This window comes from Pseudomonas sp. SBT1-2, from assembly GCF_028640875.1.
GTDB lineage: Bacteria > Pseudomonadota > Gammaproteobacteria > Pseudomonadales > Pseudomonadaceae > Aquipseudomonas > Aquipseudomonas chlororaphis_I.
Window position 1 is genome coordinate 1 of the sequence record NZ_JAQZAA010000039.1, and the last position, 210, is coordinate 210.

Annotated in this window: 1 protein-coding gene; it reads right to left on the reverse strand. The window is 57.1% G+C overall.

Annotated features, from left to right (window positions below):
• A partial coding sequence (locus PVZ78_RS03735) for a transposase (RefSeq protein ID WP_273828245.1) occupies nt 1–210 on the reverse strand: 210 nt, incomplete at both ends.

Sequence of the window (210 nt, forward strand, 5' to 3'; positions counted from 1 at the left end):
TTGTTCCGGCGTTTTCAGATTCTGTGGATTGCGTAGCAGTAGCCATCGCGCTTGCTTGATGACCTTACGAGCAGGCTTGTCGTGGCGTAGCCGATTAGCCTCGTCAACGCGGACCCGATCAATCACCTCTCGGCCATATTTGGCCACCACATGGAAGAGGTCGTAGACCACGCGCGCTTTGGGGCAGTGCCGGCGAACCTCCAGGTCAAA